Consider the following 25,158-nt stretch of genomic DNA (forward strand, 5'->3'; position numbering starts at 1 on the left):
GGCGAGACGCAACCCTCCTGTCATTTTTCCTGCTCAACGTTACCGTTTAATTTCAAACGCTCTCTTTTTAACCACTCCGTTACCTTAAACTCGCCCTTACGCCGCCATTTCTGCAAAGGTTTTCTGTGAAGATGCCTGCAAAATCCGCTTATAAAACACCCTCTTTGCGGCTTTTACATGCGAATTGCGTGTGATTTGTGCAAACGATAAAAGCTTTTGGAAAATTGTTTGACTTATAAGTCCCAGAAAGTAATATATGCGCCACGCAGCGACGAGAAGCTCTTAACGAGTAACTCGAAGCACTCGAAAGAGGCGTTGTGTGGTGAGGTGGCCGAGAGGCTGAAGGCGCTCCCCTGCTAAGGGAGTATGCGGTCAAAAGCTGCATCCGGGGTTCGAATCCCCGCCTCACCGCCATTTTGCATCCGTAGCTCAGCTGGATAGAGTACTCGGCTACGAACCGAGCGGTCGGAGGTTCGAATCCTCCCGGATGCACCATCTATTACTTCATATTGCTTTAGAAGTGATATGAATATCGAGCAGTACAGTAGTAAATCCCGATGCATCCGTAGCTCAGCTGGATAGAGTACTCGGCTACGAACCGAGCGGTCGGAGGTTCGAATCCTCCCGGATGCACCATTTACTATTTCTGAAAGCAGTACCCTGATGCATCCGTAGCTCAGCTGGATAGAGTACTCGGCTACGAACCGAGCGGTCGGAGGTTCGAATCCTCCCGGATGCACCATTATTATTTCTGAAAGTAGTTCCCTGATGCATCCGTAGCTCAGCTGGATAGAGTACTCGGCTACGAACCGAGCGGTCGGAGGTTCGAATCCTCCCGGATGCACCATCTTCTCCTTCTTTGTTTATTCCTTCGACGTTCCGTCAGCAATCACACTCTCAATCAGCGACAAAAATCACCATTTACGATAAAGTAATGCTTTGTTAATCGTTTAGCGAGAGCACGATGTACGCACAGTATGACGGTTTGATCTTCGATATGGACGGCACTCTCCTGGATACCGAACCCACGCATCGTCAAGCCTGGACTGACGTCCTGGGCCGCTACGGAATGCGTTTCGATCTTCAGGCGATGATTGCCCTCAACGGATCCCCCACCTGGCGTATTGCGCAGGCCGTGATTGAACTGAATCAGGCCGATCTCGACCCGCATCTGCTCGCGCGCGAAAAAACCGATGCGGTAAAAGCCATGCTTTTAGATACCGTACGCCCTCTGCCGCTGATTGATGTGGTAAAAGAGTGGCACGGTCGCCGCCCGATGTCGGTAGGAACTGGCAGTGAAAGCTCGATTGCAGAAGCTTTGCTCAATCATCTTGGCCTGCGCCACTATTTTTCTGCGGTGGTCGCCGCCGATCATGTTAAACATCACAAGCCCGCACCGGACACCTTCCTGCTTTGCGCAGAATTAATGGGCGTCCCGGCGGCAAAATGTGTCGTTTTTGAAGACGCCGATTTCGGCATTCAGGCCGCGCGTGATGCCGGAATGGATGCGGTGGATGTGCGCTTACTGTGAGTGACGCGCTGTCACTTGCTTCATTATTCGCCAGCAGTTTTTTAAGCGCCACGCTGTTACCGGGAAATTCGGAAGTGGTGCTGGTGGCGATGCTGTTGTCCGGCGTGAGTCAGCCCTGGCTGCTTGTATTAATAGCAACAATGGGTAATAGCCTTGGAGGGCTGACTAACGTTATTCTTGGGCGTTTCTTTCCGCTGCGCGAAAAATCGCGCTGGCAGGAAAAGGCAGTCGGCTGGCTAAAACGCTATGGCGCTGCCACGCTGTTATTAAGCTGGATGCCTGTAATAGGCGATTTACTGTGTCTGCTGGCGGGATGGATGCGCATCTCCTGGGGACCGGTGCTCTTTTTTTTGTGCCTTGGCAAGGCGTTGCGCTATGTTCTCGTGGCGTGGGCAACACTACAGGGTATGACGTGGTGGCACTAATTGGTGGAATGAATACGCGACCTTCAATCGTCAACCATTACAATTATGCTGAGTAACATTACTTTGACAGGCGGGAGGTCAATTTGATCCCGGACGTATCTCAGGCGCTGGCCTGGCTGGAAAACCACCCTCAGGCATTGAAGGGTATTCAGCGTGGTCTTGAGCGTGAAACGCTGCGCGTTAACGCGGACGGTAGCTTAGCGACGACGGGTCACCCGAAGGCGTTAGGCTCGGCGCTGACACATAAATGGATCACAACCGATTTCGCTGAAGCACTACTGGAGTTCATCACGCCAGTAGAGGGTGATATTGATCATATGCTGACGATTATGCGCGATATCCATCGCTACACCGCGCGCAACATGGGCGACGAACGTATGTGGCCCCTCAGCATGCCGTGCTATATCGAGCAGGGCCAGGAGATTGAGCTGGCGCAGTACGGCACGTCAAATATCGGCCGGCTGAAAACGCTCTATCGCGAAGGGCTGAAAAACCGCTACGGCGCGTTGATGCAGACGATCTCGGGCGTGCATTATAACTTCTCGCTGCCAATGGCGTTCTGGCAGGCGAAATGCGGTGAAACGGATAAAGATGCGATCTCTGAAGGCTACTTCCGCCTGATCCGCAACTATTACCGTTTCGGCTGGGTGATCCCGTATCTGTTTGGGGCCTCCCCGGCGATCTGTTCTTCGTTCCTGCAGGGGAAACCGACCACGCTGCCGTTCGAGAAGACCGAGTGCGGAATGTACTATCTCCCGTACGCCACCTCTCTGCGCCTGAGCGATCTCGGTTATACCAATAAATCGCAAAGCAATCTCGGTATTACGTTTAACGAATTGCACGAATATGTGGCAGGATTGAAGCGGGCGATCAAAACCCCGTCGGAAGAGTACGAGAAAATCGGCCTCGAAAAAGACGGCAAGCGCCTGCAAATCAACAGCAATGTGCTGCAGATTGAAAACGAGCTGTATGCGCCTATTCGTCCTAAGCGCGTAACGCGCAGCGGTGAAACCCCGTCGGATGCGCTGCAGCGCGGCGGGATCGAATACATTGAAGTGCGTTCGCTGGATATCAACCCGTTCTCACCGATTGGCGTTGATGAGCAGCAGATTCGCTTCCTGGATCTGTTTATGGTCTGGTGCGTGCTGGCGGATGCGCCGGAAATGAGTTCAGACGAACTGCTCTGTACCCGTACAAACTGGAATCGCGTGATTCTGGAAGGGCGTAAGCCGGGCCTGACGTTGGGTATCGGCTGCGAAACGGCACAGTTCCCGCTGACCAAAGTCGGCAAAGATCTGTTCCGCGATCTGAAGCGTGTTGCCCGCACAATGGACAGCATTGACGGCGGCGACGCGTATCAACAGATCTGCGACCAGCTGGTGGAATGTTTTGATAATCCGGAACTGACGTTCTCAGCGCGTATTCTGCGTTCTATGATCGATCAGGGCATTGGCGGCACGGGGCGTTCACTCTCAGCGGAGTATCGTGAGATGCTGATGCAGGAGCCGTTAGAAGTGCTGAGCGAAGCAGATTTTGCCGCGGAACGCGATGCGTCCGTGGTGCGTCAGAAAGAGGTTGAAGCGGCGGATACCGAGTCGTTTGAGGCGTTTCTGGCGAAGCAGTCTTAAGCAGAAAAGAAAAAGGCCACATCGCTGTGGCCAAAATATACATCTCTGAATTCAGGGATGATGATAACAAATGCGCGTCTTTCATATACTCAGACGTGCATTCTGTAGAAGAGTTCAGTTTATTTTAAAAAAAATCACTGTCGGAGGTGACGTATGCCGTTATTAGATAGCTTTACTGTCGACCATACCCGTATGGAAGCACCTGCAGTACGCGTGGCGAAGACCATGCACACCCCGCACGGCGACACGATCACCGTCTTCGATCTGCGTTTCTGCGTGCCAAATAAAGAAGTGATGCCAGAGAAAGGCATTCATACCCTGGAACACCTGTTCGCCGGTTTCATGCGTGACCATCTGAACGGCAACGGCGTTGAGATCATCGACATCTCTCCGATGGGCTGCCGTACCGGTTTCTACATGAGCCTGATTGGCCAGCCGGAAGAGAAACGCGTCGCAGATGCGTGGAAAGCGGCGATGGAAGACGTGCTGAAGGTGAAAGAGCAGAACCAGATCCCTGAGCTGAACGTTTACCAGTGCGGTACTTACCAGATGCACTCTCTGGAAGAAGCGCAGGAAATCGCGCGTCACATCATCGAGCGTGATGTTCGCGTTAACAGCAACGAAGAGCTGGCCCTGCCAAAAGAAAAACTGCAGGAACTGCACATCTAGTGCACCTTTTCCCTCTCCCTCCGGGAGAGGGTAGGGTGAGGGTGGTTTAACCCCATGACCACAACCGCAACCTTCTCCTTTACCCATCGTCCCCTCGTTCCGTTCGCCCATGATTACGTTCATGGTGACAGCGAGCCGTGGCATGAGCACGACTGCGCGCAGCTGTTGCACACCCTGAGCGGCGTGGTACGGGTCGATACCGCATCGGGCTGTTGGGTTGTTCCTCCGGGTCGCGGCGTCTGGCTACCGGCGGGGACTCGCCACTCGCTTCGCATCACCGGCAACGTGGCGGCGCGAACGCTGTTCATCGATCCGCTGGCGCGGGCCGATCTCCCGGCCTCCTGTCAGATCGTGCAGATCGCGCCGCTGCTGCGCGAGCTGATCCTCGTCTCTCTTGCTTTACCTGAATCGTACTCGCCCGGCAGCCGGGATGAACGCGTCTATGAGCTTATTCTCGATGAAATCCGCACCATGCCGGTGCTGCCGTTTCATCTGCCGGAGCCGGAAAGCGAGGCGTTACGCCACCTGTGTCTGCTAATCCGGCAAAACGCGGGGGAGAGCTGGGGCAGCGCGCAGGCCGCGAGCATGATGAACATGAGCGAACGCACCCTGAACCGCCATTTTCAGCAGCAGACGGGATTAAGCTACGGCGAGTGGTTGAGAAGGGCGCGCCTGCTGGAAGCCTTAGTGCGGCTGGCGCAGGGCCAGCCAGTGCTGCGCGTGGCGCTGGATCTGGGTTACGGCAGCCACAGCGCCTTTACGGCAATGTTTCGCCGGGTGATGGGCGTCTCTCCCAGCGATTACTTTAAGAACGACTGACGGCGTTTAAAAGTGCCTGAAGCGACGCGCGCGCCACGTCGCTGTCGATGCCCACGCCCCAGCGGCTGCTCCCGTCCTGGAACAGGCAGCGGATGTAGGCCACCGAGCGGCTGTCGCTGCGTTCGCCTAACGTATGCTCGTGATAATCCTTAATCACGAACGGGGCGTTGACCCAGCGGCTCAAGCCGTGAGCGGCGGCGGAGAGCAGACCGTTACCCTGACCTTCCAGCTGACGCGTTCCCCCCTGCGTAGCGATGCTTGCCGTCAAACGCAGCTGGCCGTCCTGCTGGCTGTCGCTGCGGTAGGATTGCAGCGCAAACTGCGGCGTGGCTACCAGGCCGTAGCGGGTGCGGAACAGCTGCCACAGCGCATTCTGCGTCATCTCTTTTCCGTGGCGATCGGTTTCCTGCTGCACGTGCTGGCTGAAATCCTGCTGCAGGGCGCGGGGTAATTTCAGGCCATGATTCTGTTCGATGAGCCACGCGCTGCCGCTTTTCCCTGACTGGCTGTTCACGCGGATCACCGCTTCGTAGGTGCAGCCGATGTCCTGCGGATCGACGGGCAGATACGGCATCTCCCAGCGATCGCCAGGCCTGCGGGCATCAAAGCCTTTTTTGATCGCATCCTGGTGCGAGCCGGAGAAGGCGGTATAGGCCAGCCGGCCTGCCCACGGGTGGCGCGGATGCACCGGCAGCTGGTTGCAGGCTTCCACCACTTCCACGACCCGGTTCATATCGCTAAAGTCGAGATTCGGGCTGATGCCCTGGCTGTAGAGGTTCATCGCCAGCGTCACCAGGCAGACGTTGCCCGTGCGCTCGCCGTTACCAAACAGACAGCCCTCCACGCGGTCTGCCCCCGCCATCACGGCCAGCTCGGCGCTGGCGACGCCGGTACCGCGGTCGTTATGCGGATGTACGCTGATGCAGACATCCCGGCGGCGGCTGAAGTGGCGACAGAAATACTCGATCTGGTCGGCATAGACGTTTGGCGTGCTCACTTCGACGGTGGCCGGTAAGTTGATCACCATGGGCCGTTCGTCGCACGGCTGCCAGATCTCCGCCACGGCTTCACAAATCTCCAGCGCAAACTCCGGCTCGGTAAAGCAGAAGGTCTCCGGGGAATACTCATACTGCCAGCGGGTGTCCGGGTTCTCTTCACACTGCTGACGAATAAGCCGCGTAGATCGCGTCGCCAGCTCGACGACTTGCGCTTTCTCCATGCCGAATACCAGGCGGCGGAACAGCGGGGCGGTGGCGTTATACAGATGCACGGTAGCCTGCTTCGCGCCGCGCAGGGATTCAAAAGTGCGATGGATGAGATCTTCCCGCGCCTGGGTTAATACCTGAATCGTGACGTCATCCGGGATGCGGTTCTCTTCAATCAGCTGGCGAACAAAGTTGAAATCCGTCTGCGAGGCGGACGGGAAGGCGACCTCAATCTCTTTGAATCCGCAGCCCAGCAGCAGATCCCAGAGCTGCAGCTTGCGGGCGCTGTCCATCGGCTCGGCAAGGGCCTGGTTGCCGTCGCGCAGGTCGGTTGAGAGCCAGCGCGGCGCGCAGGTAATGCGTTGCTCCGGCCAGCGGCGGTCGGGCAGGGAAAGGGTCGGATAGGGTTGGTACTTGTCGGCGGGTGTGTTCAGCATAATGCGCTCCTGTTGTCTTTTCACTATCGTGAATTGATTTCAGGAGCGCTGCTTTATCGGAACTGACAATCGCTGTCGCGTTCTGGACAGGGTGCGGTTTTTTGCCGGATGGCGGCTACGCCTTATCCGGCCTACGTTCGTAGGCCCGGTAAGCGAAGCGCCACCGGGCAACTGTCAAAGGACTAGTGCGCCCCACCGCCGCCGCTACCGGCGCCAAACGGTGGTTTAGCAAACCACACCAGCCCCAGCAGGACGATAAAGATCCCCGCCGATATCCAGAAAATCTCGTTGGCCGAGATAATCAGACCCTGGTTGGTGATCTGCTGGGCGATCCAGCCGGACGCCTGCTGTTCCGTCATACCCATTCCCTGAAGCTGGTTGTACATCTCCCGGGAGTTCGGATTGAACGGGTTCACCGCTTCGGTCAGCTGGGCATGGTGCATCGATTCACGGTTCGTCCACAGGGTGGTGGTGATCGACGTACCAATCGAGCCCGCCAGCGTTCGCGTAAAGTTCGACAGGCTCGATGCTGCCGCCATGCGCTCAGGCGGTAAACCGGAAAGCGTGATGGTGGTCAATGGCATAAAGAAGCACGCCACGGCAAAGCCCTGAATAAACTGCGGCCACGCGGACGCGCCAAAGTCCATTCCCGGTTCGAACGTATACGCGCGCCAGTAGAAGCACACGGCGTACATGATAAAGCTGAACGTCACCAGCCGGCGCATGTCGAGCTTGTGGGCGAAGCGGCCAATAATCGGCGACAGCAGAACCGGAATCAATCCAACCGGCGCCGAGGCTAAACCTGCCCAGGTTGCGGTGTAGCCGTATACCTCCTGCAACAGCTGCGGCAGCAGTACAATCGCGCCGAAGTAGAGCATGTAGGCGAGGCTGATACACAGACAGCCTATGGTGAAGTTTCGCGACTTAAACAGCGACAGGTCGACTATCGGGTTATCGTCCGTCAGCTCCCAGACAATCAGGAAGCTCAGCGACACCACCGCGACAATCGTCAGGATGATGATCTCCCGAGAGTTGAACCAGTCCAGCTCTTTGCCCTGGTCGAGCATGACCTGCAGGCTACCGATGCCGACAACCAGCAGTGCCAGACCAATGGCATCGATACGCCGCTGTTCCGTCCGGGTTTCTCTGCCGCGCAGCGACTGGAGCGTCAGCATTACCACGAGGGCGCCAATCGGTACGTTGATGAAGAAGATCCAGCCCCAGTGATAGTTGTCGCTGATATAGCCGCCTAAGATAGGCCCGCAAATCGGCGCGACAATCACGGTCATTGACCACAGCGCCAGCGCGATGGAGCGCTTGGCGGGCGGGTAGTTGTTCAGCAGTAAGCTCTGCGACAGCGGGATCAGCGGCCCGGCAACAATCCCCTGAATGACGCGGAAGAAAATCAGCATCGTCAGGCTGCTGGACATGCCGCACGCCCAGGAGGCAAGAACGAACAATACCGTAGACCAGAGGAACAGCTTCACCTCACCGACGCGCTTTGCCAGCCAGCCGGTAATCGGAATGGAGATGGCGTTTGCCACCCCAAACGAGGTAATGACCCAGGTCCCCTGGCTCAGCGACGAGCCAAGGTTACCGGCGATGGTCGGGATCGCCACGTTTGCGATGGTGGAGTCCAGCACCTGCATGAATGTCGCCAGCGACAGCGCGATGGTCATAATGACCAGCTGCGCGCCTTCCAGCGGTTTTTGCGGCTTTTGCTGTTGCATAACGCTCACCTTCGGATTAACCGGCGTTTGCCTTCACGATGTCATCGATCAACTTGTTGACCGGATCGAGGCTAATTTCACGGGCGTTACTTTCATAAGCCGGGCTGCTGCGCACCTGGCTTGCCAGGATCTGGCCGTCGCGGTTGGCGGTGTCAACCGTCACCAGCGTTGACAGGCCGATACGCAGCGGGTGATCCGCCAGCTGCTTAGCATCCAGTTCGATACGCACGGGCAGACGCTGAACCACTTTGATCCAGTTACCGGTGGCGTTTTGCGCAGGCAGCAGGGAGAAAGCGCTGCCGGTCCCCATGTCCAGACCAACCACTTTACCGGTGTACTTCACGTCATCGCCGTAGATGTCACTGACAACCGTCGCGCTCTGGCCGATACGCATATGGGCAAGCTGCGTCTCTTTAAAGTTGGCGTCGACCCACAGGTTGTCCGCCGGCACAACCGCCATCAGCGGCGTGGTCGGGCTAATCTGCGCCCCAGGCTGAACGGAACGACGGGAGACATAGCCGGTCATCGGGCTGACGATTTTGGTACGCTGCAGGGCAAGCCACGCGTTGCGCACTTCGGTCGCCGCCTGCTGTACGGCAGGCTGGTTTTCCAGGCTGGTGCCCAGCACCATCGCCTGGTTGGCGTTGTACTGTTGAATGGCTACATCCAGCTGTGCCTGAGCGCTGGCAACGGCGTCGCGGGCATGCTGCAGCTCTTCACGGCCAATCAGGTTGGCGGTGCCGAGCGGAACGCGGCGGTTCAGGTCGCTCTGCGCCTGCGCCAGCGCCGTTTTTTGCACGTCGATGTTGGCCTGCAGCTGTTTGCTGTTGATCATCAGCTGGCGGGTCTGACGGACGCTGGAGGCCAGCGCGGTCTGTGCTTTTTCAAACGCCTGCTGGGCGTCGGTTGGATCGAGGGTCACCAACACATCGCCTTTTTGCACAAAGTCGGTATTGTCAGCCCAGACTTTCGTCACGCTGCCCGACACCTGCGCCATAATTTGTACCTGGTTCCCTGCCACGTACGCGTCGTCAGTCTCTTCAGCATGACGCAGTACTAAAAACCAATAGATCCCATATGCCACGGCAATAATGATAAAGAGCAAGGTCAACAGAAGAAGGGCGCTCTTACGTTTGCCTTTCTTGTTGGCCGGTTGCTGCGGGGTAGTGCTCTCCGCATTTGCGCTCATTGTTGTTCTCCACGATCTTCTTATTTTCACATCGGCTGAGCCGACCTGTTGTCAGAAAGGCCAGCACTGTGACGTGCTGGCCTGTCGGTTTTCTTATGAATCTGGAATGGTGAGCGTGTCGTCGCGTTAGCGCAGCGCCTCAAGAACGGCGCCGTCTTCATCCATCTGGTCCAGACGGGTGAGCAGCTTGCGAGTGATGTGCTCAAGCTGGTCGCGCTCGGCGGTGCTGAGGGCAGACCAGAGTTTGTGCAGGCAATTGTGCTGAGGTGGCAGCACCTCGCGCAGGAACTGGTGACCTTTATCGGTCAGTTGCAGATGCAGGCAGCGGCGATCGTTGTCGCTTTCACGGCGCTCAATCCAGCCGCGCTTTTCGAGTTCATCGGCAATACGGGTCGCATTGGTACGGGAGGAGCCCAGCGCGCAGCTCAGTTCGGAAGGCTGAATGCTGTGATTTTCCTGAGACTCCAGCGTAATCAACGCCATAAACAACGTCTCGTTAATCCCTTGAGCTTTCAGCATTTTATTACGGTTTTCCAGTAGCTTACCTTGCATGTGCATGCACAGGCGAGTCAGCAGGATTTCCTGATACGGGAAGTCCTCATGGCGACTGGCGCGGAATTTAAGCATTTGTTCAATGGGCGTAAACGAACTATCCATTTGGGCATAACCTCATTAATTACAGCCGATATAGTAACGATAGTGACAAATAATGTAAATGAATTATTTGTGCGGTTATATCCGCCAAACTTATGTCACCATCAGAAAGCGCCGGGTAAGTCCGTGACCCGGTGAGCACAGAAAGCGTTGGGTGTGAACCCGCTGAAGAGAGGATGTGAGGACGGGGGTCTGAACTATTCATGCCGATTGTAAATATGTCACCCACATTAAAATTTCTGGGATAAATGATTACGTTTACATTAACAGAGTGAAGGGCCTCTTAACACCCTAAGAGGCCAACTCAATGTAAATCTTAGTTAATTGCATCCTGACGGTGATAACCGCGCCACCATACTACCAGGTTGAGGGTAGCGACGATGGCCCCGATCGCGCATACCCCCGACCAGCCCGCATGCTGCCACGCCGACGCTGAAATAAGCGAACCCGCCGCGCCGCCGATGAAGTAGCTGGTCATGTATCCGGCCGTCAGACGGTTACGCGCCTCTGGCTTCACGCGATAGATGACGGTCTGATTGGTGATGTGAACGCCCTGAACGGTGAGATCGAGCACCAGGATACCGACAATCAGCGCCAGCACCGAGATGTGTCCGTACCAGATCGCCGCCCAGGATAGCAGAAGTAAAACCAGCCCTGCGGAGGTGGTCAGGTGGGATTTGCCCTTGTCGGCCAGCCCGCCAGCGGGACGCGCGCCCAGCGCGCCTGCGGCGCCGGCCAGGCCGAACAGGCCAATCACCCCTTCGGAATAGTTGAACGGCGGCGCGGCCAGCAGAAACGCCATCGACGTCCAGAGAATGCTGAAGTTAGCGAAGGTGAAACAGCCCAGCAGGGCGCGGGTGCGCAGAAGCTTGTCCTGTGTAAACAGGCTGAAAACGGAGGCCAACAGCTGAGGATAGTTCAGGTGGTTTTCCTGCTTCACTTTTGGCAGCCCGCGCCACAGCGCCAGCGCCATGATGACCATCAGCACGCTCGCCACCCAGTATACGGTGCGCCAGCCGCCGAGGCTTGCCAGCAGCCCTGCAACGGTACGCGCCAGCAAAATCCCCAGCAGCAGGCCGCTCATGATGGTGCCCACCACCTTGCCGCGTTTTTCCGGGGAGGCGAGGGTTGCGGCGAGCGGGACCAGGATTTGCGCCACCACGGAGAACAGCCCCGTAAGCGCGGTTCCGACGATCATCATTGTCAGCGACTGGCTGCTGGCGGTGATCAGCATCCCACCGGCGGCCAGCAGGGTCATGGAGACAATCAGCATTCGGCGTTCAAACATATCGCCGAGCGGTACCAGGAACAGCAGCCCGGCGGCATAGCCTAGCTGTGCTGCGGTAACGATAAAGCCTGCGGAGCTGGCGGAGAGATTGAACGCGCGGGCGATGGTGTCGAGAAGAGGCTGCGCGTAATAGTTGCTGGCGACCGCCAGACCCGTTGCCACGGACATTAAAAGGATGAGTGCGGGGCTAAGCCCTTGAGCTGTTTTTGTCATTAGTTTCAGGAATCGTTAGTTGAGTGATTATTTTTCCGGAAACCATAATAGCTAATGATTGTGAATAGTGGGGGATTGTTGGGTGATGTATTGTGCGGTTTAGGTGAATGGTGCGGTCTGGTGCCCTCACCCTAACCCTCTCCCACAGGGAGAGGGAACGCTAACAGAGAGCCGGGGTGAGGGAAAATGTTTTACTTCTGCGCTTCAAGCGCCTCTTTCACCCAGCCGTCAAACTGCTGCTGGTGGGCCTTGATCCAGCCGTCGACGTGGCCTTTCACATCCGCTTCAGACGATTTGCCCGCATGCATCATCGCGTTCTGGGCATTGATGTCCGCCAGCGGCAGCTTCATTACCGAGAACAGCTTCGCCGCCGCCGGGTTTTTCTCCGCCCAGGCTTTGTTGGCCACGATATGCATGGTGTTCACCGGGAAGCCGTAGTTCATGCCGTTCGGCAGTTTGGTGTCGATATCCTTCTGCTCGCCCGGAAGGGAGGAGAACGGCACCTGCAGCCACACCACGTCTTTGCCCGGCTTCAGCACGTCGCTCACCCAGTAAGGCGTCCAGGTGTAGTAGATTACCGGTTTACCCTCTTTGAAGCGGGCAATGGTGTCGGCCATCATCGCTGAATAGTTGCCGTGGCTCACGTCGACCGTTTTCGCCAGATCGAAAGCTTTGTTCTGGTGGTTAATCACCGCTTCACAGCCCCAGCCCGGCGAGCAGCCCATCATGTCGGCCTTGCCGTCGCCGTTGGTGTCGAACAGTTTGGCGATCTTCGGATCTTTCAGCTGTTCAATGTTGGTGATGTGGTACTGGTCGGCGGTTTTCTTGTCGATCAGATACCCCTGCGCTGCGCCCGTCACGAAGGTGCCTTCGCGGTAGAACTTCTTGTCGCCACCGGCGGCGGCATACATGTCGTCGTGCAGCGGCTGCCAGTTCACCGCGGTAAAGGTGGCGTCACCGGAGGCAATCGACGTGTAGCCCACGTTGTAATCCACTTCGCTCGGCGTGTTAACCGTGTAGCCCAGCTTCTCCAGCGCGCGGCTGACGATCAGGGTCTGGAAGCTCTCTTCCGAAATGGTGCTCTGCACCGGCTGTACGGTAATGCCTTTGCCAGGCAGGTCAGCCGCAAACGCGCTGGTGGAGACAAGGGTGGCAAACGCTGTGGCAAAAAGTACGTTATGTCGCATCGTTGTTCCTTATTTTGATTTCGTGAAAGGGCGGGTGAGTAACCCGACAGGGCCGGTGGTATACCAGCGACGGTTGCCGCGACTGCGTGAATCACGACCGACGGCCTGGGTCAGGCGGTCAAGGATAATGGCGAGGATCACAATGCCGACGCCGCCGACGGTGGCCAGCCCCATATCGAGACGGCCAATGCCGCGCAGCACCATCTGGCCCAGACCGCCAACAGCGATCATCGAGGCGATCACCACCATCGACAGGGCCAGCATCAGCGTCTGGTTAACGCCCGCCATGATGGTTGGCATCGCCAGCGGGAGCTGAACCTTAAACAGCATCTGGCGCGGGCTGGCGCCGAACGAGCGTGACGCTTCGATCAGGTCCGCAGGCACCTGGTTAATCCCCAGAATGGTCAGACGAATAATCGGCGGCAGGGCGAAGATAATGGTCACCACCACGCCCGGCACGTTGCCGATACCAAACAGCATTACGATAGGCACCAGATAGACGAACGCCGGGGTGGTCTGCATCGCATCCAGCAGCGGACGAATAATCTTCGCTGCCCGCGGGCTGCGCGCCAGCCAGATCCCCATCGGCAGGCCGATGACAATGCAAAAGAGCAGGGCGGTCAGCACCAGCGCCAGGGTGATCATCGCCTGCGACCACGCGCCAATTGCGCCAATGGCAATCAGCGAGATCAGCGTGGCGATCCCCATCCCCGCACTACCGAACTGCCAGGCAATCAGGGAGAACAGGATAATCGCCACCGGCGCCGGCATGCCCAGCATCAGCTGCTGGAAGCCGTTCAGGATGTAATCCACCGGGACGCGTATCCCCTGGAAGACCGGACGGAAGTGGGTGACCACCCAGTCGATCCCCTCTGTGACCCAGCTGTCCAGCGGGATCAGCGTTTTATGGAACGGATCCATGATGTTGAAATGTTCTGGCGCAGGCGCGGGTGCGCTGTTCAGCCAGTCTGCCGCGCCGCCGCCATCGGCAGGAGCGGGCGAGGAACCCCACGCGTCGGTGGATTGCGCAGCGCTGTCCGCTGCCTCAGTGGTGCCCCACGGGTTAGATTGATCGGTCATTGTTTGCCCCCTCGCGATCTAAAGCCTGCAGCAGCATCCGTTTTGAGATGATGCCGACGTACTGTTGTTCCTCACCGACGACCGGCACGGCGCACGGCGCCTGGCCTACGTGAGAGAGCAACTCGCTGAGCGGCGTTTCGGCGTCCACGGCAAGCGGAGCGTCAATTAACGCCGCATCGATTCCCTGGTTCTCAGCGAGAGCTGTTTTCAGGGAGTCGATGGAGACAATGCCAACAAATTTATTGCCGCGTTCAACCAGATATCCGTATTCACGGTCTTCGTCCTGCAGCAGCTTAAGCGCCGAGCGCGGGCCGAAGCCTGGCGTTTTACGGATAATGCCGTTTGGCGTTCGACGGGCAATATCTTTGGCGCTAAAGACCTGGCTAATATCCACGCCGCGGAAGAAGGTGCGGACATAATCGTTCGCCGGATTATTGAGAATTTCATCCGGCGTGCCGACCTGCACCACTTCACCGTTTTGCATAATGGCAATGCGGTCGCCAATACGCATGGCTTCATCCAGATCGTGGGAAATAAAGACAATAGTTCGCTGATGTTTAGCCTGTAATTTTACCAGCTCGTCCTGCATCTCGGTACGAATTAACGGATCGAGGGCGGAGAAGGCTTCATCCATTAATAATATGTCTGGATTAATGGCTAATGCACGGGCTAATCCCACGCGCTGACGCATACCGCCGGAAAGTTCATCCGGATACGCATGCGCATAATTTTCCAGCCCGACCTGACGCAGCGCATCAAGGGCTTTTTCCTGACGTTCCTGAGCCGGCGTGCCGGCTAATTCCATGCCGAAAGCGGTATTATCCAGCACCGTCATGTGCGGCATCAGCGCGAATGACTGGAACACCATTGCAATCTTCTTTCTGCGCACCTCGCGAAGCTCTGCGTCTGATATTCTGGCGATATCCACGCCGTCAATCAGCACCTGTCCGCGGGTGGGTTCAATCAGGCGATTGAGAAGGCGAACCATAGTGGATTTACCCGAACCGGATAATCCCATGATGACAAAAATCTCGCCTTCTTCAATGGCCAGACTGGCGTCTTTAACGCCAAGCGATAGCCCGGTTTTTTCCAGAATTTGCTCTTTCGTAAGGCCTTTCTCAATATATTTGAATGCGCGCTGCGGATGCTCGCCAAATACTTTATAAAGATTTTTCACTTCTAATTTAATTGCCATGCAATAGAGAGTGTCCTGTTATTTGTTTATGCCGATATGATTACCATGGTAAATTGTTAACGGGCATAACCCTAACATACTGAGAATCTGAGACAACCCTGAGTCGGGATGAAGGCAAAATTTTGACGCAAGCGAAACGGCTGAATTTCCCATGAATAAAGGGCTGAGGGCGATTTGAATTTTTCTCAATTTTTTGCTGCTGCATCGTGAAATTTCGCCTGAACCGGAATGATTCAGGCGAATATGACGTGGAAATTACAGTGTAGTTGTTTTGTAAATATTAGAGTGGGAATTGTTGGGTTTATATTAAATTAACGAACGTTAGCGTTCATCAAAAATCCCAGTCTTCATCCTCGGTTTCCACCGCTTTGCCCATCACGTACGATGAGCCCGATCCCGAGAAGAAATCGTGGTTTTCGTCGGCATTGGGCGACAGCGCGGCCAGAATCGCCGGGTTCACCTCCGCCATCTCCGGCGGGAACAGCGCGTCGTAGCCCAGGTTCATCAGCGCCTTGTTGGCGTTGTAGCAGAGGAAGGCCTTCACGTCGTCCTCCCAGCCGGTGCCGGCGTAGAGTTCCTCCGTATAGCTCAGCTCGTTGTCGTACAGATCCATCAGCAAATCGAGCGCAAAGCCTTTAAGCTCCTCGCGCTTCGCCTCGCTGACTTTCTCCAGTCCTTTCTGATACTTATAGCCAATGTAATACCCGTGCACCGCTTCATCACGAATGATGAGCCGAATCAAATCGGCGGTGTTGGTGAGCTTGCCCCGGCTCGACCAGTACATGGGCAGCCAGAAGCCGGAATAGAAGAGGAAAGATTCCAGGAACACGCTGGCGATCTTCTTCTTCAGCGGCTCGTCGGCGCGGTAATATTCCAGAACCAGCTCTGCCTTTCTCTGTAGTGACTCGCTCTCTTCACTCCAGGCGTAGGCTGCGTCCACGTCTTTGGTCTGGCACAGGGTCGAGAAAATCGAGCTGTAGGAGCGGGCATGCACCGCCTCCATAAAGCTTATGTTCGACATCACCGCCTCTTCGTGCGGCGTCAGCGCGTCGCTCATCAGAGCCGGTGCACCGACGGTATTCTGAATGGTGTCCAGCAGCGTCAGGCCGGTAAAGACGCGGATCGTCAGCTGCTGTTCGGCGTGGCCGAGCGTTTGCCAGGCCGGAATATCGTTGGAGAGCGGAACCTTTTCCGGCAGCCAGAAGTTGCTGGTGAGGCGGTTCCACACCTCCAGATCTTTATCGTCCTGAATCTTGTTCCAGTTAACGGCACTCACCCGTGACAGTTTCATCCTTTCTCCTTACAGCGCGCAGGACACGCAGCCTTCGATTTCGGTGCCTTCCAGCGCAAGCTGGCGCAGGCGAATGTAGTAGAGCGTTTTGATGCCTTTCTTCCAGGCGTAGATCTGCGCTCTGTTGATATCCCGCGTGGTGGCGGTGTCCGGGAAGAACAGCGTAAGCGACAGCCCCTGATCCACATGTTTTGTTGCCTCCGCGTAGGTATCGATGATTTTCTCCGGGCCGATCTCATACGCGTCCTGATACAGCGCCAGGTTCTCATTGGTCATAAACGGGGCAGGGTAGTAAACGCGCCCGGTTTTGCCTTCCTTACGAATTTCAATTTTCGACACAATCGGGTGAATGCTCGACGTGGCGTGGTTGATGTAGGAGATCGATCCGGTCGGCGGCACCGCCTGCAGGTTCTGGTTATAAATGCCGTAGCGCATCACGTCGTCACGCAGCAGCTGCCACATCTCGCGCGTCGGCAGGGTAATCCCCGCGCGGGCAAACAGTTCGCGCACTTTTTCGGTTTTCGGCTGCCAGTCGCCTTCAAGATACTGGCTGAAATAGGCTCCGCTGGCGTAACGGGACTGTTCAAAGCCTGCGAATCGCTGGCTGCGTTCGCGCGCCAGCATCATCGAGGTGTGCAGCGCGTGCCAGGTAATGGTGTAGAAATAGAGGTTGGTGAAATCCAGCCCTTCCGGACTGCCGTAGGCGATGCCTTCCCGCGCCAGATAGCCGTGCAGGTTCATCTGCCCCAGACCGATGGCGTGCGACGCGGCGTTACCCGCTTCAATAGACGGTACGCTGCGGATGTGGCTCATGTCCGACACCGCCGTCAGCCCGCGAATGGCGGTCTCCACCGTGCGGCCAAAGTCGGGGGAATCCATAGTGTGCGCAATATTCAGCGACCCGAGGTTGCAGGAGATATCCTTGCCGATGTCCGCGTAGTCCAGGTTTTCGTCGTAGGTTGACGCGCTGTTGACCTGCAAAATCTCCGAGCACAGGTTGCTCATGTTGATGCGCCCGGCAATCGGGTTTGCGCGGTTCACCGTGTCCTCAAACATGATATACGGATAGCCGGACTCAAACTGGATCTCCGCAAGCGTCTGGAAGAAATCGCGGGCATTGATGGTTTTTTTGCGGATGCGATCGTCGGCCAGCAGCTCGTCGTACAGCTCGCTGATGGCCACGTCGCCAAAGGCTTTGCCGTAGATTCGCTCAACGTCATACGGCGAGAAAAGCGCCATCTCGGCATTCTCTTTGGCGAGCTTAAAAGTGATATCCGGGATCACCACGCCAAGCGACAGCGTTTTGATGCGAATTTTTTCGTCGGCGTTTTCACGTTTGGTATCAAGAAAACGCAGAATGTCCGGGTGGTGCGCGTGCAGGTAAACCGCGCCCGCACCCTGACGCGCTCCAAGCTGGTTGGCATAGGAGAAGGCATCTTCCAGCATCTTCATCACCGGGATCACGCCGGAGGACTGGTTTTCGATGCGCTTGATCGGCGCACCCGCTTCACGCAGGTTCGAGAGCAGAAACGCCACGCCGCCGCCGCGTTTGGAAAGCTGCAGCGCCGAGTTCACCGCGCGGCCAATCGACTCCATATTGTCTTCGATACGCAGCAGAAAACAGGAGACCAGCTCGCCGCGCTGGGCTTTGCCACAGTTGAGAAAGGTCGGCGTGGCGGGCTGGAAGCGGCCGGAGAGGATCTCGTCGGCGAGCTGCTCCGCCAGCGCTTCATCGCCCTGCGCCAGCGTCAGCGCCACCATCGTCACGCGATCTTCAAAGCTCTCTAAGTAGCGCTTGCCGTCAAAGGTCTTCAGCGTGTAGCTGGTGTAGTACTTCCACGCGCCGAGGAAGGTCTGGAAACGAAAGCCGCTGGCGTGGGCGCGTTCAAACAGCTTCACCACAAAGGCGCGGTCGTAGCGGGTGAGCGTAAGCGCGTCGTAGTAGCCCTCGTTCACCAGATAGTCGAGACGTTCATTCTGGCTCGCAAACGTCACGCTGTTGGGCCGCACGTGGGCGGCAAAAAAGGCGTCCACCGCCTCACGATCTTTCTCGAACTGAATGCGTCCCTCCCGATCGTAGAGGTTAAGCATGGCGTTTAATGCATGGTAATCCGGTGTCGCCTGAATCACCCGTTCTGCGGTTGTCGTTGCCAAAATTCGTTCACTCCTTTACGCACGTTTTCGACGTCCTGCTGTGTCCCCATCAGCTCAAAACGATAGAGATACGGCACGCCGCATTTTTGAGAAATGACATCCCCGGCGCGGCCGAAGGCATCGCCGAAATTGCGATTCCCCGCCGCGATCACTCCGCGAATCAGCCCGCGGTTGTGAGGATCGTTCAGAAAGCGGATCACCTGGCGAGGCACGGCTCCTGCCGTGCCGCCTCCGCCATAGCTGGGCACCACCAGAATGTACGGTTCATCTACCCGGATCCGCTCCCGCTCGTTCAGCGGAATGCGCACCGCAGGCAGCCCGACGCGCTCAATAAAGCGGAGCGTGTTTTCCGAGCTGCTGGAGAAGTAGACCAGCCCGCTCATGCACGTGTGGCCTGAGCGCTCAGGCGGTTAATCATGTCCGGGCGGAAGCCGGACCAGCTTGTCTCCCCGGCGACCACCACCGGAAGCTGACGAAAACCCTGCTTGCGCAGGGTATCTGCGGCCTCGGGGACCTGGTCAACATTCACCATTTCAAACGCCACGCCGCGGCTTTCCATTGCCCGTTTGGTCGCGTGGCACTGAACACAATCGTTACGAGTGTAAATAATAATGCTCATGATTCGTATTTCCATTTAAAATGAGGGTGTGGCGCGAATCATCGCGTCGGGTTGTGTGTGTATTGCTAAAAGGAATACTAGATGTAGTTGTCTTAAGTTTCAACCATACAAGATATGGGAAATTTAGATTAATATCGCCCCTGTGATGAGCACAGCGGGGCAGGGCAGGCTGTACAGGTTTTTCAGGCTTACGGGCATAAAAAAGCCCCGGCGCCTGAGGCTACCGGGGCAGAATACGCGGGATTATTTACGCAGGCTGAGCAGGGCACCGACGAAGATGCCGACCGCTGCGACGGTTCCCAGAGTACATAGCGGTTTTTCACGCACGAAGGTCGTAGCACAGCTTGCCATATCGCAGGCAGCCTGCGTGGCGCGTGAACGTCCGTTCATACGGGCGCGGGTTTCACGGAGCAGAGACTGAGCCTTACGCTTTGCGGCTTCCGCTTCGTCCTTCGCGTCACTTCCCCAGGACTTCAGCACCTCTTCCAGCGTGTCCGCTAATTGGCTGACATCATTACGAATATCCTGAGCGTCGTCGTTAATATCGTTTCGGTTCGGTCTGTTAAACATACGATCCTCCGTAATTTTGTGTTCCCGTTCAGTTTAGTTCAGAAATTTAATATCTGAAGCGCATCACGCGTTATCGGGCAGTTTATGGACTATTCTGAAAGCCCTGCTATTGCTGAATACTGTAAGGTTGCCGGGCAGGAAAAGATAACGAGGAAAAGATATGTATTTACGACCTGACGAGGTGGCACGCGTTCTTGAAAAAGAGGGATTCACCATGGATGAGGTGACGCCAAAAGCGTATGGATATCGCCGCGGCGAGAATTATGTTTATGTTAATCGCGAAGCAAGAATGGGACGTACCGCTCTCATTATTCACCCGACGCTGAAAGACAGAAGTTTGTCATTTGCTGAGCCTGCCTCGGATATTAAAACCTGCGATCATTATCAGCAATTTCCGCTCTATTTAGGCGGTGAACGGCATGAGCATTACGGTATTCCGCACGGTTTCAGTTCGCGTATGGCGCTGGAGCGATTTTTGAAGGGACTGTTTGGCGACGTACAGTAAATCCGCGACTGGCGTGCGCCAGTCGCTTCACATCACGCTTTTGCCTGGTTGTACTGGCTGACCTTAAACAGGCGGCGGCAGTAGTCGAGGAAATAGCCGTAAACGGCTCCCATCAACATCGAAATGACAATATTCGAACTGACCGCCGCAGCGATCTGGTGCCAGTCTGCACCGACTGTCAGGAGAATGGCCACGTAAACCGGCGACTGGAACGTCACATACGCCAGAACGTCCGCCAGGTTTTTCACCCAGCCTGCTGGGCTGATACGACGCGCGAAACGCATTACCGCATCGCGGTATAAACCGTAAGGCCATGCAATAATAATATTGACCGGGATCGCCACCAGACGAGAAGAAAGCGACTGCTCGAAGGACATTCCGGAGAGGAATATTTCGATCAGCATGTTCACGACGGAACAGTAAACAACCATCGCGAAAGTATCCGCCACCGCGTGGCGCAGGCGAGATTGCGGCGAGAACATGTCTGAACTCCTTGAGAAGAACACAAAAGAAACGATTTTCCTTCAGCGGTTAGTGCTTTAGGTTGGTTTGTTTGGCGTGTATAGCGTATATCTCTGCGTTTGAACTAACAACTAGTTATAAATTTTTATTTAATCGCCTTTTGTCCACAAAATTCTCTAAAGTTGTTCGTTTTTTGTTCCGATCGTTATAATCTGTCTTGTTTGATTGTTTTTGCATTAAAATCAATTAGTTGTATTCGTTAGTGGCGAAAGTCAGGAATCCTCCACCTGACGCGGCGCAGTATGCTGCAATTTGGATTAAAGTTGGCCATTTATATTAATGGAGTGATTGGATTCATCGGTGTCCTGTCAGCACCTTGCGCTATTATTAACAGTGAGTTCTAAATATATTTACACTGATGCCCGTACGGACCCTTGGGTAGATATTTCAACTCAAATGAATTATTCTGTCGGCGATTTATCTATTTACCCCCCAAAGAAAAGGTTTTCAAATAATATGTCTTTGACGTTACAGAATCTTAATAATATCCGAACCCTGCGCGCCATGGCGCGTGAATTATCCCTGGACGTTCTTGAGGAAATGCTGGAAAAGGTCAGGGTCGTTACTGAAGAGAAACGCAGCGAGCTGACGGAATTAGAGCAGCAGCGTGCTGAGCAGCAGGAAAAAATTAATGCCCTGCTGGAGCTGATGAAAGCTGATGGTATTTCACCGACTGACCTGCTGGGTTCTGAACTGGCGCAGACGGGTAAGCCAGCGAAAAAGCGTAAGCCGCGTGAAGCAAAATATCGCTTTATTGACCAGAACGGCGAAGAGAAAACGTGGACCGGCCAGGGCCGCACGCCGAAGCCTATCGCCAGCGCGCTGGCAGACGGTAAATCACTGGATGATTTTCTGATCTAACGAATGAGCCGGGCGGAACACGCCGCCCGGCTGACTGTTCAGCAAACGCCGAAATCGCCTTCTTCGGTATAAGGCGCCACATCGGCGGCTTTCAGCGTATATCTCTCGCCTTGCTCATTGCTGGCCTGGACCGCCACAATGCTGTCACCGTTTACTTCGAGCACTTTCAGTTTCGGGCCGCCTTTACGCGGTTGCACATAATCACCGACAGAAAACATATTACCTCCTCATCGTTTTAGCGATCTTCACCTTAGCCCACGCATGACGCCGGGTACAGCGTATTTCACCGATTACTGCTTATGAGGTACGCCGGTTCCAGGGCATCACCTTGAGCAGTCGCGCCATGCCGCAAAAGCCCGTCACACCGGCGAACAGCAGACCGGCTCCGACAAAGCCGCTGAGCAGGAAAAAGCCGCTGGAGACGCTATAGCCCAGCACCACGCCACAGAGTATTAACAGCCCGGCGGCAATTTGCACCTGACGCATCAGCGGCAGCGGCTGGGACTTGTCTTCGACGGTCGGCAGTCCGGCCTGCTTCCAGCCCTGAATGCCCCCCTCGACCACAAATGCCTCTGTGGGCGCGGCGGCCTGAGCAAGGCGGTCGGCATTCCCCGACGTCCGGGCGCCGGACTGGCAGTGAAAAATCACCGTATCGCCCGCCTGCGCGTTAAGCGCGCCGGGTAAGGTATCCAGCGGCACGGACCGCGCGGCGGGAATATGCTCGCGGGCGTACTCATCGGCATCACGAATATCAATCAGTTTTGCGCCTTCAGCGACGCGGGCATTGGCCTGGCGCGGTGAAAGAAGAGGAAGTGACATGGCGACTCCTTACGGGCAATAAAGGGTTTTCAGGGTGCTGATAAGCTGATGTACCGCATTGTTTTTAATGGAATAGAGAATGCGCTGCGCGTCGCGAGTGCTGTCGATAAGCCCTTCCTCACGCATGCGCGCCAGATGCTGCGACGTGGCGGAAGGACTTAGCCCCGTGGCTCGCGCAAGCTCCCCCGCGCTGGTGCCGGGCGCTCCGCACAGGGTGCAGAGGATCAGCAGGCGACGGGGGTTGCTCATCGCTTTTAAGAGTGTGGCGGCCTGCCCGGCGCTGGCCTGAAGCTGTTCGAGTTCGGTCATAATAGTTTAGCATTTGCTTAATTAAGTAAATGCTAAACTAATCCGATGCATTAAACCAGCGTCAAAAGCGTAAAAGAGGGTAAACGCGAGGCCCGGAACTGGTACAGACGAATAAACTGGCTATGCTTACAGCGTTCTCTTTATTATTTTCAATGGATTAGACTGAACGGAGTGTTTATATGGGATTTTGGCGTATTGTTTTTACGATCCTTATACCGCCGCTGGGCGTGCTGTTGGGCAAAGGGTTTGGCTGGGCGTTTATTATCAACATTCTTCTGACGCTGCTGGGCTACTTCCCCGGCCTCATTCACGCGTTTTGGGTACAGAGCAAAAGCTAGGCGCGCCATAGTAAATCGCTATAGATATCGGTCAGTACCCCCGCTGGACCAAACTGCTGCTTGATCCACCGCGTGACCTGGCCGGTTGCGGCATGCTGCGTGGCGAGCAGCATGCGCGAATCCTGACGCGGGTTATTAATCCGTCGGGTTACCAGCAGCCCCGCGTCTACCGCCTCGCGGGCCATGTATTCCGGCAAAAAGCCAATCCCTTCGCCCAGGATCTGACACTGACATTTGGTGTTAAAGTCCGGGACCAGAATCGCCTCCTGCCCGTGCAGCAGCCAGCCGACCTTTTTGTTAATGGTGTGCGCGGTATCTTCCACCATGATGTTGGGATACAGGCGCAGCTGGCTTTCCGCTATCGGCTCCGGGGTGAATGCCAGCGGATGTTCCGGCGCGATGGCAAACACCCAGCGAATGGCACCGATCTCGGTGTAATCAATCCCGCCACCGTCCAGCAGCGTGTCCGGCGCGCCAATCGCGATGTTGGCCTGGTTGTTGATAATGGAGTCCCAGACGCCGTTGTAGACCTCGGTGGTCACGGTGATCTGACAGGTGGGAAACTGCTTTTTCAGCACCTGCAGCAGCCGCGCGGTATGGCGTGGGGTATACAAAAGCTGGTTGATACAGATGCGCACCCGCGCCTCGATGCCCTGTGAGATGGTATCAATCCCGCGCTTGATGGCGTGAAAGTCGTTAAGCAGATCGGTGGCCTTACGGTAAAAGTAAAACCCGGACTCGGTTAGCTCAATGCTGCGCGTGCTGCGGACAAACAGCACTACGTCCAGCCCGGTCTCCATGCGCTTAATGGTGTAGCTGATAGCAGAGGTCGTCACGCCCAGTTCAGCGGCGGCTTTGCTGAAGCTGCCGAAGCGTGCGGCGGTAGTAAAGGCCAGCAGGTTTTCCTCGGTAAAGATGGAATTCATATCTCACTTCCTTCAGCCATCAGTTTTGAACATATTTTAACAGCGTTGTTACAACGCATTTGAAGCCGATCACAGTTCTGACTCTTTGTCGAAAGCCGCATACAGTAAGGCTTCGTCAGACATAAGCATAATGCAGGCAGAAGCGATAAAAAGCGGGTAAACATAAGAAAAAGGTTGCACAGACGCACGTTTTGACCGGTTTATTGAATTTACCTCAACAATGAATTGACTGTCGATGAATCATTTTTAAGCGGATTCTTTTATGACCAGGCTGTTGCTATTCTCAGGTCAACAGAAATAAAAACATCGGGAGTCTGAATATGTCTGCGAACGAACTCGTTACTGAATTTCTGCTGGCGGCAGAAGAGGGTAATAGCGATGCGCTAAAAGCCTGTCTGGAGAAAGGTGTGGATATTAACGCCACCAATCGCCAGAAAAGAACCGCCGTTATTATTGCCAGCCTGAAAAAGCATTATGACTGCGTGGCGTTATTAATTGCCGCCGGGGCGGATATTGATAAACAGGATCAGACCTGCTTTAACCCCTTCCTGATTAGCTGCCTGACCAACGATATCACCCTGCTGCGCCTTGTCCTTCCGGCAAATCCCGATCTCGACCGTCTGACCCGCTTCGGCGGCGTGGGCATTACCCCTGCCAGCGAAAAAGGGCACGTGGAGATCGTTCGCGAGCTGCTGGAGAAAACGGATATCAACGTCAACCACACCAACTTTGTCGGCTGGACGCCGCTGCTGGAAGCGATCGTGCTTAACGACGGCGGCGCTAAGCAGCAGGAGATCGTGAAGCTGCTGTTGGATCACGGCGCGAACCCGCACATGACCGATAAATACGGTAAAACCCCGCTCGAACTGGCGCGGGAAAAAGGCTTCGATGCAATAGCTGACCTGCTGCTGGCGGCGGGCGCATAACGCATTCGGCCAGCTTTTTCCGGCTGGCCGCTAATTAAAACGCATTTTTACCGACGTGCATTTTGCAC

The 25,158-nt window shown here is 55.8% G+C and carries 27 protein-coding genes and 5 tRNA genes; 14 read left to right on the forward strand and 18 right to left on the reverse strand.

The genetic code is table 11. The annotated features are described in order from the left end of the window. Positions 1-321 precede the first annotated feature (321 nt). From AC1VYI_RS06765 to AC1VYI_RS06810, 10 genes are all read left to right on the forward strand, one after another. Positions 322-414, forward strand: a tRNA-Ser gene (locus AC1VYI_RS06765). A 4-nt stretch (positions 415-418) separates the two neighbouring features. After that, positions 419-495: transfer RNA gene (locus AC1VYI_RS06770), tRNA-Arg, on the forward strand. A 64-nt stretch (positions 496-559) separates the two neighbouring features. After that, positions 560-636: transfer RNA gene (locus tag AC1VYI_RS06775), tRNA-Arg, on the forward strand. Between the two features lie 29 nt (positions 637-665). Next, a tRNA-Arg gene (locus AC1VYI_RS06780) sits at positions 666-742 on the forward strand. Between the two features lie 28 nt (positions 743-770). Then, positions 771-847 (forward strand) — tRNA-Arg (locus tag AC1VYI_RS06785). A gap of 117 nt (positions 848-964) precedes the next feature. Next, positions 965-1,531 carry a fructose-1-phosphate/6-phosphogluconate phosphatase gene (gene yqaB, locus AC1VYI_RS06790; protein WP_023308940.1) on the forward strand — a complete coding sequence of 189 codons (567 nt, stop codon included), beginning with the start codon at positions 965-967 and terminating at the stop codon, positions 1,529-1,531. After that, on the forward strand, positions 1,528-1,956 hold the full coding sequence (locus AC1VYI_RS06795) for a YqaA family protein (protein WP_008499541.1): 429 nt from the start codon (positions 1,528-1,530) through the stop codon (positions 1,954-1,956). Before yqaB ends, AC1VYI_RS06795 begins: the two co-directional genes overlap by 4 nt. Positions 1,957-2,039: 83 nt before the next feature. Beyond that, positions 2,040-3,584, forward strand: coding sequence for a glutamate--cysteine ligase (gshA, locus tag AC1VYI_RS06800; protein ID WP_023308938.1), 1,545 nt, complete (start codon positions 2,040-2,042; stop codon positions 3,582-3,584). 153 nt (positions 3,585-3,737) lie between these two features. Continuing rightward, positions 3,738-4,253 (forward strand): S-ribosylhomocysteine lyase, encoded by a 516-nt coding sequence (luxS, locus tag AC1VYI_RS06805; RefSeq protein WP_008499539.1) that lies wholly within the window; start codon positions 3,738-3,740, stop codon positions 4,251-4,253. Between the two features lie 54 nt (positions 4,254-4,307). Then, positions 4,308-5,072: an AraC family transcriptional regulator gene (locus tag AC1VYI_RS06810; protein ID WP_063408783.1), complete on the forward strand. Its 765-nt coding sequence runs from the start codon at positions 4,308-4,310 to the stop codon at positions 5,070-5,072. Here the strand turns inward: AC1VYI_RS06810 and leuA are convergent. The 13 genes from leuA to AC1VYI_RS06875 form a co-directional block, all read right to left on the reverse strand. After that, on the reverse strand, positions 5,059-6,714 hold the full coding sequence (gene leuA, locus AC1VYI_RS06815; protein WP_226484227.1) for a 2-isopropylmalate synthase: 1,656 nt from the start codon (positions 6,712-6,714) through the stop codon (positions 5,059-5,061). The two genes, AC1VYI_RS06810 and leuA, sit on opposite strands and share 14 nt — an antisense overlap. Positions 6,715-6,896: 182 nt before the next feature. Beyond that, entirely contained in the window at positions 6,897-8,444 is a 1,548-nt protein-coding gene (gene emrB / locus AC1VYI_RS06820; RefSeq protein WP_023308935.1) for a multidrug efflux MFS transporter permease subunit EmrB, read from the reverse strand. A gap of 16 nt (positions 8,445-8,460) precedes the next feature. After that, a complete protein-coding gene (gene emrA / locus AC1VYI_RS06825; protein WP_023308934.1) occupies positions 8,461-9,633 on the reverse strand; it encodes a multidrug efflux MFS transporter periplasmic adaptor subunit EmrA in 1,173 nt (390 codons plus the stop codon). A 126-nt stretch (positions 9,634-9,759) separates the two neighbouring features. Next, a complete protein-coding gene (mprA, locus tag AC1VYI_RS06830; RefSeq protein WP_023308933.1) occupies positions 9,760-10,290 on the reverse strand; it encodes a transcriptional repressor MprA in 531 nt (176 codons plus the stop codon). A 313-nt stretch (positions 10,291-10,603) separates the two neighbouring features. Then, positions 10,604-11,788 carry an MFS transporter gene (locus AC1VYI_RS06835; RefSeq protein ID WP_045357559.1) on the reverse strand — a complete coding sequence of 395 codons (1,185 nt, stop codon included), beginning with the start codon at positions 11,786-11,788 and terminating at the stop codon, positions 10,604-10,606. A gap of 191 nt (positions 11,789-11,979) precedes the next feature. Beyond that, positions 11,980-12,975 (reverse strand): glycine betaine/L-proline ABC transporter substrate-binding protein ProX, encoded by a 996-nt coding sequence (gene proX / locus AC1VYI_RS06840; RefSeq protein WP_045404718.1) that lies wholly within the window; start codon positions 12,973-12,975, stop codon positions 11,980-11,982. 9 nt (positions 12,976-12,984) lie between these two features. Then, positions 12,985-14,055, reverse strand: a complete 1,071-nt coding sequence (gene proW / locus AC1VYI_RS06845; RefSeq protein ID WP_059445657.1) for a glycine betaine/L-proline ABC transporter permease ProW — start codon at positions 14,053-14,055, stop codon at positions 12,985-12,987. Then, complete coding sequence (gene proV, locus AC1VYI_RS06850) at positions 14,039-15,250, reverse strand: glycine betaine/L-proline ABC transporter ATP-binding protein ProV (RefSeq protein WP_047743962.1); 1,212 nt, start codon at positions 15,248-15,250, stop codon at positions 14,039-14,041. Before proV ends, proW begins: the two co-directional genes overlap by 17 nt. A 331-nt stretch (positions 15,251-15,581) precedes the next feature. Beyond that, the gene (gene nrdF / locus AC1VYI_RS06855; RefSeq protein ID WP_023333169.1) at positions 15,582-16,541 is read right to left on the reverse strand and encodes a class 1b ribonucleoside-diphosphate reductase subunit beta; all 960 of its coding nucleotides are present in this window, start codon (positions 16,539-16,541) and stop codon (positions 15,582-15,584) included. Positions 16,542-16,550: 9 nt separating this feature from the next. Further along, a complete protein-coding gene (nrdE, locus tag AC1VYI_RS06860) occupies positions 16,551-18,695 on the reverse strand; it encodes a class 1b ribonucleoside-diphosphate reductase subunit alpha (RefSeq protein ID WP_134867240.1) in 2,145 nt (714 codons plus the stop codon). Next, positions 18,668-19,078 carry a class Ib ribonucleoside-diphosphate reductase assembly flavoprotein NrdI gene (gene nrdI / locus AC1VYI_RS06865; RefSeq protein ID WP_023308926.1) on the reverse strand — a complete coding sequence of 137 codons (411 nt, stop codon included), beginning with the start codon at positions 19,076-19,078 and terminating at the stop codon, positions 18,668-18,670. Before nrdI ends, nrdE begins: the two co-directional genes overlap by 28 nt. Beyond that, positions 19,075-19,314: a glutaredoxin-like protein NrdH gene (gene nrdH / locus AC1VYI_RS06870; protein WP_023308925.1), complete on the reverse strand. Its 240-nt coding sequence runs from the start codon at positions 19,312-19,314 to the stop codon at positions 19,075-19,077. The genes nrdI and nrdH overlap by 4 nt, the downstream gene beginning before the upstream one ends. Positions 19,315-19,557: 243 nt before the next feature. Beyond that, a complete protein-coding gene (locus tag AC1VYI_RS06875) occupies positions 19,558-19,884 on the reverse strand; it encodes an ElaB/YgaM/YqjD family protein (protein ID WP_045404711.1) in 327 nt (108 codons plus the stop codon). Between the two features lie 160 nt (positions 19,885-20,044). On the opposite strand from AC1VYI_RS06875, the gene AC1VYI_RS06880 reads away from it, so the two are divergent. Further along, entirely contained in the window at positions 20,045-20,389 is a 345-nt protein-coding gene (locus tag AC1VYI_RS06880; RefSeq protein ID WP_023308923.1) for a DUF2002 family protein, read from the forward strand. A 32-nt stretch (positions 20,390-20,421) separates the two neighbouring features. Here the strand turns inward: AC1VYI_RS06880 and alaE are convergent, their stop codons facing one another. After that, positions 20,422-20,871 carry an L-alanine exporter AlaE gene (gene alaE / locus AC1VYI_RS06885; protein WP_023308922.1) on the reverse strand — a complete coding sequence of 150 codons (450 nt, stop codon included), beginning with the start codon at positions 20,869-20,871 and terminating at the stop codon, positions 20,422-20,424. Between the two features lie 496 nt (positions 20,872-21,367). Here alaE and stpA point away from each other — a divergent pair, with 496 nt between their 5' ends. Beyond that, positions 21,368-21,772: a DNA-binding protein StpA gene (gene stpA, locus AC1VYI_RS06890; protein WP_032660403.1), complete on the forward strand. Its 405-nt coding sequence runs from the start codon at positions 21,368-21,370 to the stop codon at positions 21,770-21,772. A 38-nt stretch (positions 21,773-21,810) separates the two neighbouring features. Here stpA and AC1VYI_RS06895 read toward each other — a convergent pair whose 3' ends face one another. The 3 genes from AC1VYI_RS06895 to AC1VYI_RS06905 all read right to left on the reverse strand — a co-directional run bounded on the left by AC1VYI_RS06895 (position 21,811) and on the right by AC1VYI_RS06905 (position 22,900). After that, complete coding sequence (locus AC1VYI_RS06895) at positions 21,811-21,990, reverse strand: YodC family protein (protein WP_134867241.1); 180 nt, start codon at positions 21,988-21,990, stop codon at positions 21,811-21,813. Between the two features lie 79 nt (positions 21,991-22,069). Beyond that, entirely contained in the window at positions 22,070-22,591 is a 522-nt protein-coding gene (locus AC1VYI_RS06900; RefSeq protein ID WP_482878358.1) for a rhodanese family protein, read from the reverse strand. Between the two features lie 9 nt (positions 22,592-22,600). Further along, entirely contained in the window at positions 22,601-22,900 is a 300-nt protein-coding gene (locus AC1VYI_RS06905) for an ArsR/SmtB family transcription factor (protein ID WP_023308918.1), read from the reverse strand. Between the two features lie 179 nt (positions 22,901-23,079). Between AC1VYI_RS06905 and AC1VYI_RS06910 the strand changes: the two genes are divergently transcribed. Next, on the forward strand, positions 23,080-23,238 hold the full coding sequence (locus AC1VYI_RS06910) for a YqaE/Pmp3 family membrane protein (protein ID WP_023308917.1): 159 nt from the start codon (positions 23,080-23,082) through the stop codon (positions 23,236-23,238). Here AC1VYI_RS06910 and AC1VYI_RS06915 read toward each other — a convergent pair. Beyond that, complete coding sequence (locus tag AC1VYI_RS06915; protein ID WP_023308916.1) at positions 23,235-24,164, reverse strand: LysR substrate-binding domain-containing protein; 930 nt, start codon at positions 24,162-24,164, stop codon at positions 23,235-23,237. The genes AC1VYI_RS06910 and AC1VYI_RS06915 overlap by 4 nt on opposite strands. Positions 24,165-24,484: 320 nt before the next feature. Here AC1VYI_RS06915 and AC1VYI_RS06920 point away from each other — a divergent pair, with 320 nt between their 5' ends. Further along, positions 24,485-25,090 (forward strand): ankyrin repeat domain-containing protein, encoded by a 606-nt coding sequence (locus tag AC1VYI_RS06920; RefSeq protein WP_039263421.1) that lies wholly within the window; start codon positions 24,485-24,487, stop codon positions 25,088-25,090. Positions 25,091-25,158 lie beyond the last annotated feature (68 nt).

It is taken from the genome of Enterobacter sp. QK-SA4 (assembly GCF_056856775.1).